Origin of the sequence: Janthinobacterium rivuli (assembly GCF_009208735.1) — a bacterium.
In the GTDB taxonomy this organism is placed as follows: domain Bacteria; phylum Pseudomonadota; class Gammaproteobacteria; order Burkholderiales; family Burkholderiaceae_D; genus Janthinobacterium.
The window spans coordinates 30,453-42,500 of the sequence record NZ_WFLJ01000020.1; the positions used below are offsets into that span (position 1 = coordinate 30,453).

Annotated in this window: 13 protein-coding genes; 5 read left to right on the plus strand and 8 right to left on the minus strand. The window is 66.0% G+C overall.

What is annotated here, in order from left to right:
* Window positions 1-9 precede the first annotated feature (9 nt).
* Window positions 10-1,254, plus strand: coding sequence for a glycosyltransferase (locus GCN78_RS23590; protein WP_193316839.1), 1,245 nt, complete (start codon window positions 10-12; stop codon window positions 1,252-1,254).
* Window positions 1,251-1,958, plus strand: a complete 708-nt coding sequence (locus GCN78_RS23595) for an ABC transporter permease (protein ID WP_226939796.1) — start codon at window positions 1,251-1,253, stop codon at window positions 1,956-1,958. Before GCN78_RS23590 ends, GCN78_RS23595 begins: the two co-directional genes overlap by 4 nt.
* On the opposite strand, the gene GCN78_RS23600 is transcribed toward GCN78_RS23595, so the two are convergent.
* From GCN78_RS23600 to GCN78_RS23620, 5 genes are all read right to left on the minus strand, one after another.
* Complete coding sequence (locus GCN78_RS23600; RefSeq protein ID WP_152253880.1) at window positions 1,945-2,682, minus strand: hypothetical protein; 738 nt, start codon at window positions 2,680-2,682, stop codon at window positions 1,945-1,947. The genes GCN78_RS23595 and GCN78_RS23600 overlap by 14 nt on opposite strands.
* A 71-nt stretch (window positions 2,683-2,753) precedes the next feature.
* Window positions 2,754-3,203, minus strand: a complete 450-nt coding sequence (locus tag GCN78_RS23605) for a DUF6678 family protein (RefSeq protein ID WP_152253881.1) — start codon at window positions 3,201-3,203, stop codon at window positions 2,754-2,756.
* On the minus strand, window positions 3,203-4,432 hold the full coding sequence (gene purT / locus GCN78_RS23610) for a formate-dependent phosphoribosylglycinamide formyltransferase (RefSeq protein WP_152253882.1): 1,230 nt from the start codon (window positions 4,430-4,432) through the stop codon (window positions 3,203-3,205). Before purT ends, GCN78_RS23605 begins: the two co-directional genes overlap by 1 nt.
* Window positions 4,433-4,522: 90 nt before the next feature.
* Window positions 4,523-5,020: a VOC family protein gene (locus tag GCN78_RS23615; RefSeq protein ID WP_152253883.1), complete on the minus strand. Its 498-nt coding sequence runs from the start codon at window positions 5,018-5,020 to the stop codon at window positions 4,523-4,525.
* Between the two features lie 67 nt (window positions 5,021-5,087).
* Complete coding sequence (locus tag GCN78_RS23620; RefSeq protein ID WP_152253884.1) at window positions 5,088-5,990, minus strand: LysR family transcriptional regulator; 903 nt, start codon at window positions 5,988-5,990, stop codon at window positions 5,088-5,090.
* A gap of 109 nt (window positions 5,991-6,099) precedes the next feature.
* On the opposite strand from GCN78_RS23620, the gene GCN78_RS23625 reads away from it, so the two are divergent.
* Window positions 6,100-7,599 carry an MFS transporter gene (locus GCN78_RS23625; protein WP_152253885.1) on the plus strand — a complete coding sequence of 500 codons (1,500 nt, stop codon included), beginning with the start codon at window positions 6,100-6,102 and terminating at the stop codon, window positions 7,597-7,599.
* Here the strand turns inward: GCN78_RS23625 and GCN78_RS23630 are convergent.
* The 3 genes from GCN78_RS23630 to GCN78_RS23640 all read right to left on the minus strand — a co-directional run bounded on the left by GCN78_RS23630 (window position 7,581) and on the right by GCN78_RS23640 (window position 10,495).
* Window positions 7,581-8,117 (minus strand): type II CAAX prenyl endopeptidase Rce1 family protein, encoded by a 537-nt coding sequence (locus GCN78_RS23630; RefSeq protein ID WP_193316840.1) that lies wholly within the window; start codon window positions 8,115-8,117, stop codon window positions 7,581-7,583. The genes GCN78_RS23625 and GCN78_RS23630 overlap by 19 nt on opposite strands.
* Window positions 8,118-8,211: 94 nt before the next feature.
* Window positions 8,212-9,792: a methyl-accepting chemotaxis protein gene (locus tag GCN78_RS23635; protein ID WP_152253887.1), complete on the minus strand. Its 1,581-nt coding sequence runs from the start codon at window positions 9,790-9,792 to the stop codon at window positions 8,212-8,214.
* A gap of 268 nt (window positions 9,793-10,060) precedes the next feature.
* Window positions 10,061-10,495, minus strand: a complete 435-nt coding sequence (locus GCN78_RS23640) for a hotdog fold thioesterase (RefSeq protein ID WP_152253888.1) — start codon at window positions 10,493-10,495, stop codon at window positions 10,061-10,063.
* Window positions 10,496-10,639: 144 nt separating this feature from the next.
* Between GCN78_RS23640 and lpxO the strand changes: the two genes are divergently transcribed.
* On the plus strand, window positions 10,640-11,539 hold the full coding sequence (gene lpxO, locus GCN78_RS23645; RefSeq protein ID WP_077404091.1) for a lipid A hydroxylase LpxO: 900 nt from the start codon (window positions 10,640-10,642) through the stop codon (window positions 11,537-11,539).
* An 82-nt stretch (window positions 11,540-11,621) separates the two neighbouring features.
* Window positions 11,622-12,014, plus strand: a complete 393-nt coding sequence (locus GCN78_RS23650; protein WP_152253889.1) for a DUF6331 family protein — start codon at window positions 11,622-11,624, stop codon at window positions 12,012-12,014.
* Window positions 12,015-12,048 lie beyond the last annotated feature (34 nt).

Consider the following 12,048-nt stretch of genomic DNA (forward strand, 5'->3'; position numbering starts at 1 on the left):
CGCGTGCTGATGATCGCCTACCATTTTCCGCCCCTGGCCGGCGGCAGCGGCATCCTGCGCACCCTGGGCTTCGCGCGCCACCTGCCCGACTGCGGCTGGCAGCCGCTCGTGCTCAGCCCCAGCGCCCTCGCGTACGCGCAACGGGGCGATTCCCAGCTGGCGCGGAGCGGCGCGCAAGCCACCGTGCGGCGCACCCTGGCGCTGGATGCGGCGCGCCACCTGGCCATCGGCGGGCGCTATCCGCGCTGCCTGGCGCTGCCCGACCGCTGGAGTTCCTGGTGGCTGAGCGCCGTGCCGGCCGGCCTGCGCATGATCCGGCAATACCGCCCCGACGCCATCTGGTCGACGTATCCGATCGCCACGGCGCACCTGATCGCGCTGACCTTGCAAAAACTCAGCGGCCTGCCGTGGATCGCCGACCAGCGCGACCCGATGCTGGATGACAGCGATCCGCTGGCGCCGTATCCGCCCGAGCCGCGCCTGCACCGCATGCATGCATGGATCGAACAGCGCATCGCGGCGCGCAGCGCGGCCATCGTCTGCACCACGCCGGGCGCCATCGCGGCACATCAGCGGCGCCTGGAACAAGTGGCGGGCGAGCGTTTCCACCTGATCGAGAATGGCCATGACGATGACGAGGGCGTCGCGCCGCCGGACGGTCCGCGCGGCCACCGCAGCCGCTTCCTGCTGCTGCACAGCGGCGTGATCTACCCGTCCGAGCGCGATCCGCAAGCGCTGTTCGAGGCCCTGGCCCGGCTGCGCGGCGACGGCGTGCTGCACGCGCGCAATTTCCAGCTGGTGCTGCGCGCCACGGGCCACGATGCGTGGCTCGCGGGATTGCTGGCGCAATACGGCGTCGAGGATCTGGTGACCCTGGCGCCTTTGCAGCCGCATGGCGCGGCGCTGCAGGAAATGCTGGCCGCCGACGGCTTGCTGCTGCTGCAGGCAGCCAACTGCAACGCGCAGATTCCCGCCAAGCTGTATGAATACCTGCGCTGCCGCCGCCCCATCCTGGCGCTGACCGACCTGGCGGGCGACAGCGCGGCCAAGCTGCGCCAGTGCGGTATCGACACCATCGGCCAGCTGGCCTCGAGCGGCGACTGCGCGCGCGCGCTGCTGCGCTTCCTGGAACTGGCGCGCGCGGGCGGCGCACCCTTGGCCAGCGACAGCACCATCGCCCTGCAAACGCGGCAGGCGCGCAGCCGGTCGCTGGCCGATTTACTGGACCATGTCAGCCACAGGAGAACACCATGAAACGTCTGCTCATCGCCTGCACCCTGTCCCTCATCTGCGCAAGCGCTTCGGCCAAGGCCGCATGCCCTCCCTACGTCAAGGGCACCACGGGCGGCGACTATATGAACGCGGAAGACCGCAAAGACCTGTCCGTGGTCGAAAGCTATCATTTCACGCGCGCCGTGGAAACGCTCACGCAGGGCAACACGGGCAGCCTGGGCGGCGACATCAGCTACACGCTCGAACACTTCCCGAATCACCACCGGGCGCTGGCCTCGATGGCCAGACTGGGCTTGCGTCAGAAAAGCGCGCAGCCAACGGGCGCCCGCTACACGGTGAGCTGCTATTTCGAACGGGCGATCGCCTACGCGCCGCACGACGTGACGGCGCGCATGGTGTACGGCAATTACCTGCTGGCCACGGGCCAGGATGCGACGGCGCTGGAACAGCTGGACGCGGCCAGCCGCCTGGCGCCCGAGCAGGCCACCATCCAGTACAACCTGGGCCTGATGTACGTGAAAAAGAAGGAGTACGAGAAGGCCAGCGCGCACGCGCAAAAAGCCTATGCGCTGGGCTTTCCCCTGCCGGGGCTGAAGAATCAGCTGAGGGCGGCGGGCAAGTGGCGCGAACCGCCGCCGGCGCCCGCCGCCGCCAACGTGGAAGCGGCGGCCGCCACGCCGGAAGAAGCGGCCGTGCCGCCAGTTGAAAAACCTAGCGGGGAATGACGGATGGACGGCTGGTCACGCTCAAATGGCCCGTCGGCGAGGCGGCCAGCGCGGCGGCCAGGTCGCGCCGCGACTGCGCCTTGTCGGCAGCCTCGCCGATGTGCGCCAGTTCCGCCGGCTGCAGCACGGTGGCGGTGAGCAGCATCACTTCGCCGTACGGCGTGTCGAAGGATGGGGGAATGGTGGCCGTACCCTGGGCCAGCAGCACGCCCACCTGTTCGTTCTCGTCTTCCAGTCCCTCGGGCGCATCCTGCACGTCCAGCACCATCGACACGCTGCCGTGGCGCTGCACCAGCAAATCGATGGAGCCGTGATCGGCCACGTTCTGGCTGACCTGGTAAATCACGTCGAAGAGCCAGGATTGCGCCACTTCCTGGCCGTCGAAGGCGGACAGCGGCGCTTCGATGCACACTTCCAGCAGGTGGCCGCGCGGCACGAACACATCGTCGTCATCCTCGAACGGATCGCTCAAGCCATCGCTGGCGATCACGATCGAGTCGGGCCGGCGGATCACGCGCCAGGCCTGGCGCAACGAGGGCCAGCGCGGGCCGCCCATGAAGGCCGGATTGACGAGGGGCGCCAGCACGTCGGCATCTACTGTGCCCAAGGTGACATAAAACGCGTCGCGCGCGGCGCAGGCCGCGGCCAGCATGCGCGCGCCCGCTTCCTTGCCGACGACGGCGTCGTCCGGTTGCGCTACCTGGGGAATATCGTTATCAGGCATGTTATTAATCCTCTATTTACGACACCTGACAAAACCGTAGCGAGCGTACGCGCAGCAGGTTTTTTCAGGTGTCAATCGGCAGGTGGAAAGTCTTGATAGGAACGGGGCAGATAGCCCCAGATGCGCGCCACCCGGCCGCGCACCTCGAAATCGAAGCCGATGCGCGCCAGCTCGGGCACGATCCACACGCCATGGTCGATGATGGTCTTTGGCAGCAGCATGCCCACGTGTTCTTCCGAATACAGGCTGATGTCGAACCATTCCACGCCCATGAACGGGAACGGCGGGTGGAAATCCCACTCCGTGTCCCAGCCCGAGACGTAGCCGGACACGGAGCCATAGCGGTACGAAGGCAGCCATTCTTGCTGCCCGCGCATGAAGGCCAGCAGCTCATTCCACTTGCAGTCGTTGGCGGCGCCGGCCAGGTTGCGCCGCGCGATGTGGCCGCGCAGCTTGCGCTTGATGGCGTCGCCGCCGGCGTCGGCCAGCGGCAGGCTGTGCTCGGCCACTGCTTCGGCCATCAGCGGGCCACCGGTTTCACCTTGGACGCGGCCAGCACGGCGCGCGCGCGGGCCGTGTCGATATCGTCGGCCGTGGCCAGCGCCACGCCCATGCGGCGGCGGGTGAACGATTCCGGCTTGCCGAACAGGCGCAGGTCGGCGCCCGGCACGCTCAAGGCGTCGGCCACGCCTTCGAAGGCGATGCCTTTCGCTTCCAGCTGGCCGTAGATGACGGCCGAGGCGCCCGGCGAACGCAGCGCCACGTTGACGGGCAAGCCGAGGATGGCTTTCGCGTGCAGCTCGAATTCGCTCTGCACCTGGCTGGCCATGGTGACCATGCCCGTGTCGTGCGGACGGGGGCTCACTTCCGAGAACCACACCATGTCATCCTTGACGAACAGCTCCACGCCGAACAGGCCCAGGCCGCCCAGGTTGTCCGTCACCTTGCGGGCGATCTCGCGCGCCCGTTCGAGGGCCAGCGGCGCCATGCGGGCCGGCTGCCACGATTCGACGTAGTCGCCGTGCACCTGCAAGTGGCCGATCGGCTCGCAGAACTGCGTCTCGATCTGTCCCGAGGCGCCGACTGCGCGCACCGTCAGCAGGGTGATTTCGTAATCGAAATCGATGAAACCCTCGACGATCACGCGGCCCGTATCGACCCGGCTGCCGCTGGCCGCATACGCCCACGCCGCGTCCACATCAGCGGCGCCATCGAGCTTGGACTGGCCCTTGCCCGACGACGACATCACGGGTTTTACCACGCACGGGAAACCGATCTCCTGGCATGCAAGCTGCAACTCCTGCAGGCTGCTGGCAAAGCGGTATGGCGACGTCGCCACGCCCAGGGTTTCCGCCGCCAAGGTGCGGATGCCTTCGCGGTTCATCGTCAGCACGGCCGCGCGCGCGTTCGGGATGCAGGTGATCTGTCCGGCCGCTTCCAGCGCCGCCAGGGTATCGGTGGCGATGGCTTCGATTTCCGGCACGATCAGGTCCGGCTTTTCCAGGTCGATCAGGGCGGCCAGCGCCACGCCGTCGCTCATGTCGATCACGTGCGAGCGGTGCGCCACCGGATGGCCAGGCGCGTTCGGATAGCGGTCGACGGCGATCACTTCCACGCCCAGGCGCTGCAGCGAAATGATCACTTCCTTGCCCAGTTCACCGGAACCGAGCAGCATGACCTTGATGGCGGTGGAAGACAGGGGTGTGCCGAAGGTGCGGGGCGCGATGGTGCTGCTGGTGCTAGTGGTCATGGCAGTGCCTGTAAGCGGAGGGAAAGATGGCCGGGACTATAACAAATGCCGGCCATCTTGGACAGGGTGCGCCGCTGGCGTGCGGCCGCGCTACCCCGCATACGCCCGCTTGATGGCGTCGATGTCGATCTTTTTCATGCCCATCATGGCCTGCATCACGCGCCCGGCCTTGGCGGGGTCGGGGTCCGTCAGCAGCTTGATCATCAGGGTGGGCACGATCTGCCACGACACGCCGAACTGGTCCTTGAGCCAGCCGCATTGCTGGGCTTCCTTCGGGCCGCCTTCGGACAGCAGCTGCCAGTAATGGTCGACCTCGTCCTGGGTTTCGCAGTTGACCTGGAAAGAAATCGCCTCGGAAAACTGGAATTGGGGGCCGCCGTTCAAGCCCGTGAACGTCTGGCCATCCAGCTCGAACGCCACCGTCAGCACGCTGCCCGGCGCCTGGCCGTGGATTTCCCTGCCCTCCTCGCCATAGCGCAGGATCTGGCCGATCTTTGAATTGGGAAAGATGCCCGTATAAAACCGGGCCGCCGCTTCGGCGTTGCCGTTGAACCATAAACACGGGGTAATCTTTTGTACGCTGTGCATGATGTCTCCCTAGTCCGGAATAGGAACGCCTTCCCTGTGCGGGAAGGACCGTCACCAATAATAGTCACTATTGTGCGGCCATGGCGCGCGGTGGCGTTTGATCCTGTAACTGCGCCACCAGGAAATCGATGAACACGCGCAGGCGCGACGGCAAATGGCCGCTGGCCGGCCACAGCAGCCAGAACGCCGTGCGTGCCTGCGTATGCGCGTCCAGCAGCGAAACCAGTTGCCCCGCCGCCAGCTCGCGCTGCACGGCGAACGCGGGCAGGTAGGCGATGCCCTGCCCTTGCACGGCCAGGAAGACGCGCATTTCCAGGCTGTTGCAGACCATGCCGGACGCCGGCTGGGTTAGCGCGTCCATCAGCGGCCACGGCTCCAGGCGGCCCGTGGCGGGAAAGCGGTAGTCCAGGCGCGCGTGTCGCAGCAGCGCGGCGCCATCGGCGGGCCGGCCATGGCGCGCCAGGTAGGCGGGCGACGCCACCAGCAAGCGGCGGAATGAGCATAGTTTGCGCCGCATCAAGCTTGAATCGGCCAGCTCGCCCGTGCGTACGGCGGCGTCAAAACCGTCGCTGACGAGGTTGACCATGGCGTCGGAAAAATCGAGATCGAGTTCGATGGCAGGATAGGCTTGCATGAAAGCGCCGATGGCCGGCTCGAACAAGCCGCTGTAACGTGGCAGGCTGATGCGCAGGCGGCCGCTGGGGCCGCTGCTGGCCTCGCTCAATTCCCGCTCGGCCGCTTCTACCTCGGCCAGGATGCGCTTGCAGCGCTGCAGGAATTTTTCCCCTTCCGCCGTCAGCGCCAGGTGCCGCGTGCTGCGCTGGAACAGGCGCGCACCCAGCCGCGCCTCCATGCGCGCCACGCTCTTGCCCACCGCCGACGATGACAGGCCCAGCAGCCGCCCCGTGGCCGAAAAACTGCCGCTGTCGGCCACCTGCACGAACATGGCGATGCCGCCCAAGCTATCCATTTGCGCTCCATTCAAGACATTCACGTCCGATATGTTGATCAGTTTAGCCCATTTTTCTTCAATGACGGGGGCGCCATACTCGGCCCTCCTTCTTTCAGAGCTGACACCCATGCCTTCCTCTTCACGCCTTTCCCTCCCCCTGCAGGTGCTGGCCGCCTGCCTCACGGGCTTGCTCATACCCCTGTGTTTCACGGGCCCGGCCGTGGCGCTGCCCGCGCTCGGCGCCGAACTGCACGGCAGCGCCGCCGCCCTGAACTGGGTCATCAATGCGTATATCCTCAGCTATGGCAGCGCCATGATGGTGGCCGGCAGTCTGACGGACGTGCTGGGACGGCGCCGCGTCTGGCTGGCGGGGCTGGCGCTGTTTTGCTTGGCGACATTAGCCATCGCCGTCGCGCCCTCGGTGGCATGGATCGCCGCGCTGCGCTTCGTGCAGGGCCTCGGCGGCGCGGCCGCGTTCGCCGCCGCCATGTCGTCGCTGGCGCCCCTGTTCCACGGCGCGGCGCGCGGCCGGGTGATGAGCGTGCTGGGCACGACCTTCGGCCTGGGCCTGGCCTTCGGCCCGCTGGCGGCCGGCGCCATGCTGGCACTGGCCCGCTGGCCCGCCATCTTTTACGCCACGGCCGCGCTGGGCGCCATCGGCATGCTGCTGGTATGGGGCAGCGTGCCGGCCGATCCGCCGCGCGGCAAGGGCCGGCTGGACTGGCCTGGCGCACTCAGCTTCAGCGCCGCGCTGGGCCTGTTGACCCTGGGCATGCTGCTGGCGCCGGAACACGGCTGGCGCAGCAGCGCCGTGCTGCTGTCCATCGCCGCATCCGCGTTGCTCTTGTGGATGTTTATCGCGGTCGAACGGGGGACGGCGCAGCCCCTGCTGGACCTGTCGCTGTTCCGCCAGCGCCGCTTTCTCGCCGTGCAAGTGCTGGCCGCCTCGCCCGCCTTCCTGTTCATCGTGCTCATCGTCATGCTGCCGGGGCGCTTCATCGGCATCGACGGCATGTCCGCGCTGGCGGCGGGCCGCCTGATGATCGCCCTGGCCGCGCCACTGCTGCTCGTGCCGATGCTGGCGGCGCTGCTGTCGCGCTGGATCACGGCGGGCACGCTGTGCGCGGCGGGATTGCTGCTGGCCGCGGCGGGCCTGGCCTGGCTGGCGCTGGTACTCGCTGGCGGTGGCGGTGCGGCGCTGGCCGGCCCGTTGCTGCTGATCGGCGCGGGCATCGGCTTGCCGTGGGGCTTGATGGATGGCATGGCCTTGAGCGTGGTGGAAACGCAGCGGGCCGGCATGGCGACGGGCATCTTCAATACCGTGCGCATCAGCGCCGACGGGGTGGCGCTGGCTCTGGCGGGCGCCTTGCTGGCGGGCCTGATCGGCACGGGGCTGGCGCGCCAGCTGCCCAGCGACTTGCCCGTGCTGGCGGCCGCCAGCCGCGCCGCGCTCGGTGATATCCAACAGGCAACGCAGCTGCTGGGCGGCCAGGAAGCGCTGCTGCGCGCCAGCTACGACGCCGCCTTCCGCCAGTTGCTGAACGGCCTGGCCGTGCTGGCAGTGGCGCTGGCGGCGCTGGTGCCGTATTTACTAGGAAAGGATAGGACTCACGCGTCGAGTCCGTAGAACACCGCGATCAGGACGGCGATGTTGTTGCAGGCGCGCGAGAAGGTCGTTGTCGCGTAGGCAACGGCCACGCCGGGGCTGCGGTAGCGCAGGTAGACAAAGCTGAACATGGCGCCCGAACCGAGGGCGACGATGGCGTGCAGCAAGCCGCCGCTGATGAAATGCACGATGGCCCACAGGATGGCGCCGATAAAAATGCTCAGCTGGCGGCTGGCGCCCAGGCGCTTGAGGATTTCCAGCGGCAGCAGCTGGCCGAGGAAGGTTTCCAGGATGGGAGAATAGATGACGACCCAGAACACCAGCAGGGGCAGCGACATTTCGCGCTTGAACTTGGCCAGGCCCGTGTGCGCGCCCCAGTATTCGGGCGGCAACAGCCATTTGGTGAGGAACAGGATGGCAAAGCACAGCATGCAGGTGAGCAAACCCCAGCCGAGGCCGGCAAGGGCCAGCTGCAGCACGGGCGGCGCCGGTCCGTCGTCGTCCGGGCTGGATAGATCATGGCTGCTGCGCACTTGCATGAGTCGTCCTGGCGGTGATCCAGCTCTCATTGTAGCGCGGAATAGAACTGCTGGCGCATGGCTGCCGGCGCGCCGCGCTGCGGCGCGTCCGCCGTCAGGCCGCCAGGCGCAGGCGACCGTTGGCCGGCGCGGCCAGTTTGAAGATGCCCACTTCCTGCTCCAGCTGCGCCGCCTGCTGCTGCAGTTCGTGCGCGGCGGCCGCCGCCTGCTCGACCAGGGCCGCGTTTTGCTGGGTGACCCTGTCCATGTCGACGATGGCGCGGTTGACTTGTTCGATGCCGGCGCCCTGCTCCTGCGTGGCGTGGCTGATCTCGGCCATGATGCCCGTCACCCTGCCGATGCCGGCCACTACGTCATGCATGGTGGCGCCCGCCTGCTCGACGAGCAGGGTGCCCGTGCCCACCTTGCTGACGGAATCGTCGATCAGCAGCTTGATTTCGCGCGCGGCGGCGGCGGAACGCTGTGCCAGGCTGCGCACCTCGGTGGCGACGACGGCGAAGCCGCGCCCCTGCTCACCGGCGCGCGCCGCTTCCACGGCCGCGTTCAAGGCCAGGATATTCGTCTGGAAGGCGATGCTGTCGATGACGCCGATGATGTCGACGATCTTGTTCGACGAGGCATTGATCAGGCCCATCGTGTGCACCACTTCGGCCACCGCCTTGCCGCCCTGCTCCGACACCTTCGACGCTTCACGCGCCAGGTGATTTGCCTGCTGGGCGTTGTCCGCATTCTGGCGCACGGTGGAAATGAGCTCTTCCATCGATGAGGCCACCTCTTCGAGGGAGCCGGCCTGCTGTTCCGTGCGCTGCGACAGATCGCGGTTGCCCGAAGCGATCTCGGTCGAGGCCGTGGCGATGCTTTCCGTTCCGTGACGCACCTTGCCGACGATGGCGGCCAGGTTGTCGCGCATGGTCTTGATGGCAAACAGCAAGCTGCTGTCGTCGCCGTCGCGCGTGTGCACGTCGATGGCCAGCTCACCGAGCGCGATGCGCCCGGCGATCGAGGCCGCATACGCCGGTTCGCCGCCCAGCTGGCGCAGCAATCCCCGCGTGATGACGGTGGCGACCGCAATACAAATGAGCACGCTGAGCGCGGCCAGCACGCCGATCCAGCGCAGCGACTGGCCGTAGATGGCGCGCGCGGCCACGCTGGCCTGCTCCGATTCAAGCAGCACGTTTTTCAGCACGGCATCGATATCGGCGACGATCTGGCGCCGCAGCGGGCTGCATTCCTCGACGAGGAAGGTGCCGTACTGCTCCATCTGCCCGGTGGCGCGGAACTGGCGCGGCCGCTGCAATTCCCGCGCCATGGTTTTGAGCCCCGTGCTGACCTTCTCGAACTGGGGGTCGCCGGCGAACTGCGGCGCCAGGCGGGCCAGCGCTTCCAGGTACAGCGCCTTCTGGCTGTCGAGGATGGCCAGCTCTTTTTCGGCGGCGGCCTGCTCATGGAAGATATACGCGTTGCGGGCGGCCAGGCCCGTCTGGTCGAGCGCTTCGCGCGCCACGTACAGGGGTTCGAGTTTTTCCAGTTGAACTTTTTCTTGCGCGTCCATGGCGCCGGAGATGGCGCCGATGCGCAGCAGCGCGAACGCCGCCAGCACCAGCATGAGTACGACCAGCAGCCCGAAGCCTGCGCTCAGGCGCGCGCCTATCGTCAAACGATTGAATGACATCATTGTTGTTATTGCCCTGTAATAAAGTTGATTGTTGCTGGTTATCTGAAAACCAGCGATCCGCTCGCCGTCGTGTTGCCTTTCCTGCATGGCGCAGGATGGGTCTCTAACTGGCGTTTTTTGGGCAGTCAGCTTCTAATGTCGGGCAATGCAGGCGCGCGGGGGAGACCCTCACGCCATACAACAGCACACTGAATTATAAGCGAACAGCGTTATGGATGATTTCACGCGTCCGCTTTTAATGCTTTGATGCAAGTCAACAGGGGACGGATCAGCCCGCGCCCGGGGCGTCGATGACGGCCATGGTGATGCGCGAAATGCAGCACAGCTTGCCATCGTCGTCGGCGATGCGGATTTCCCAGACCTGGCTGGTGCGGCCCCGGTGGATAGGCGTGGCGCGCCCCGTCACCTGGCCGCCGCGCACGCCGCGCAGGTGGTTGGCATTGATTTCCTGGCCCACGCTCACGTGGCGGCGGGAGTCGAGACAGGCATTCGCGGCCATGCTGCCCAGGGTTTCGGCCAGCAGCACGGACGCGCCGCCATGCAGCAGCTTGAACGGTTGCATGGTGCGGTGGTCGACGGGCATGGTCGCCTCGATCCAGTCGGGGCCGAAGGCCGTGAATTCGATGCCCAGGTGGCGCATGGCCGTGCCTGCACTGGCGGCGTTCAGGGTAGCCAGGTCGAGCGGTGCGTGCCAGATTTCCATCGTTACCTCGTATCAATGTGGAGAAAGGTCCATTGTAGGACAGTGCTCTCCCGCGTGCCGCTTCATCTTTCCTTCACCCTGGCACGGGGTGGCGCTGGCATTAACTGGTTATAATTGCCCCATTCTTAAAAAACGAGGTTGTGTATGAAGTGGGCCTTGCTGGGCATTTTTGTGTTTTCTGTTTTACATATTCATTTTCGTGGCAAGGTGCGCCTGCCGTTCCGCCGCCAGATCTTCGATCACTCCTCGTTCATGGCGCCGCTGAACCTGTTCATGCACACCTTTTCCAAGGTGCCGGCCACGCCCTATTTAGCCGTCGAGCAATTCCCGGAATTGGCGCCGCTGCAGCAGAACTGGCAAATCATCCGCGATGAAGCGCTGCGCATGCAGGAAATGAAAAAAATCAAGGCGGCGGAAAAGAACAATGACGTGGGGTTCAATTCCTTCTTCAAGTATGGCTGGAAGCGTTTCTACCTGAAATGGTATGACGCGAACCACCCGTCGGCACAGCAGATGTGCCCACAAACCTATGCGCTGCTGCAATCGATTCCCTCGATCAAGGCGGCCATGTTCGCGGAACTGCCGCAAGGCGGCAAGCTCAACCCGCACCGCGACCCGTTCGCCGGCTCCCTGCGCTACCACCTGGGCTTGCAGACGCCGAACGACGACCGCTGCTTCATCGACGTCGATGGCGAACGCCACAGCTGGCGCGACGGCCAGGCCGTGATGTTCGATGAAACGTATATCCACTGGGCACGCAACGATGCCGACAGCGACCGCATCATCCTGTTCTGCGACATCGAGCGCCCGATGCGCTACCGCTGGGCGCAAGGCTTGAACCGCTGGCTGGGCCGCACCCTGATGACGGCCGCCGCCTCGCCCAACGAACTGGGCGACCAGGTGGGCGGCGTGAGCAAGCTGTTCCAGATTTCCTGGACCATGGGCCAGTACCGCCGCCGCTTCAAGGCGTGGAACAAGACGGCCTACCAGGTCACCCGCGTGGCCCTCGTCGTGGGCGTGATCGCGCTGATCTACTTTATCTAAGCGCCGACATCGATGCTTCGACAGAAACCGCCTTCGGGCGGTTTTTTTATCATGCGATGCCAATCACCAGGAGAATCAGACAATGACCGAACGCGACCGCCAATACGATATCCAGATCGGCGACGATGCATGGATCGAGTTCATCAGCCTTGATGGCCGCTATGACCAGGCCATCGATATCGATGCCCTGCTGGACGGCCTGTGGCCGCTGATCTGCCGCCTGGAAACCCATTGCGTGGCCGGCTGCTGCGGCATGGATGCCTTCGATTTCACGCCCGAAGGCATCACCGCGGCGCTGCTTGAGCTTGACCGCGCGCAACTGCGTGCCGCCTGCACGCAAGCCCGCGGTGCCGTGGCGGCGGCCGCCAGCGACGTCTTCACGAGCAACACGATGAATCACATGGCCGACAAACGCGTGTTTCTGCAATTGCTCGAGCATCTCGACCGCTGCCTGGCGGACCCGCAAACGGCCTAGCCGGCAAGCCAGCTGCGCCAACATCGGCGATAAT

Bases quoted from the DNA above. Each gene is read 5' to 3' on its own strand.
- GCN78_RS23590 (WP_193316839.1), top strand. From the start codon at position 10: ATGATCGCCTACCATTTTCCGCCCCTGGCCGGCGGCAGCGGCATCCTG.
- GCN78_RS23595 (WP_226939796.1), top strand. From the start codon at position 1,251: ATGAAACGTCTGCTCATCGCCTGCACCCTGTCCCTCATCTGCGCAAGC.
- GCN78_RS23600 (WP_152253880.1), bottom strand. From the start codon at position 2,682: ATGCCTGATAACGATATTCCCCAGGTAGCGCAACCGGACGACGCCGTC.
- GCN78_RS23605 (WP_152253881.1), bottom strand. From the start codon at position 3,203: ATGGCCGAAGCAGTGGCCGAGCACAGCCTGCCGCTGGCCGACGCCGGC.
- purT (WP_152253882.1), bottom strand. From the start codon at position 4,432: ATGACCACTAGCACCAGCAGCACCATCGCGCCCCGCACCTTCGGCACA.
- GCN78_RS23615 (WP_152253883.1), bottom strand. From the start codon at position 5,020: ATGCACAGCGTACAAAAGATTACCCCGTGTTTATGGTTCAACGGCAAC.
- GCN78_RS23620 (WP_152253884.1), bottom strand. From the start codon at position 5,990: ATGGATAGCTTGGGCGGCATCGCCATGTTCGTGCAGGTGGCCGACAGC.
- GCN78_RS23625 (WP_152253885.1), top strand. From the start codon at position 6,100: ATGCCTTCCTCTTCACGCCTTTCCCTCCCCCTGCAGGTGCTGGCCGCC.
- GCN78_RS23630 (WP_193316840.1), bottom strand. From the start codon at position 8,117: ATGCAAGTGCGCAGCAGCCATGATCTATCCAGCCCGGACGACGACGGA.
- GCN78_RS23635 (WP_152253887.1), bottom strand. From the start codon at position 9,792: ATGATGTCATTCAATCGTTTGACGATAGGCGCGCGCCTGAGCGCAGGC.
- GCN78_RS23640 (WP_152253888.1), bottom strand. From the start codon at position 10,495: ATGGAAATCTGGCACGCACCGCTCGACCTGGCTACCCTGAACGCCGCC.
- lpxO (WP_077404091.1), top strand. From the start codon at position 10,640: ATGAAGTGGGCCTTGCTGGGCATTTTTGTGTTTTCTGTTTTACATATT.
- GCN78_RS23650 (WP_152253889.1), top strand. From the start codon at position 11,622: ATGACCGAACGCGACCGCCAATACGATATCCAGATCGGCGACGATGCA.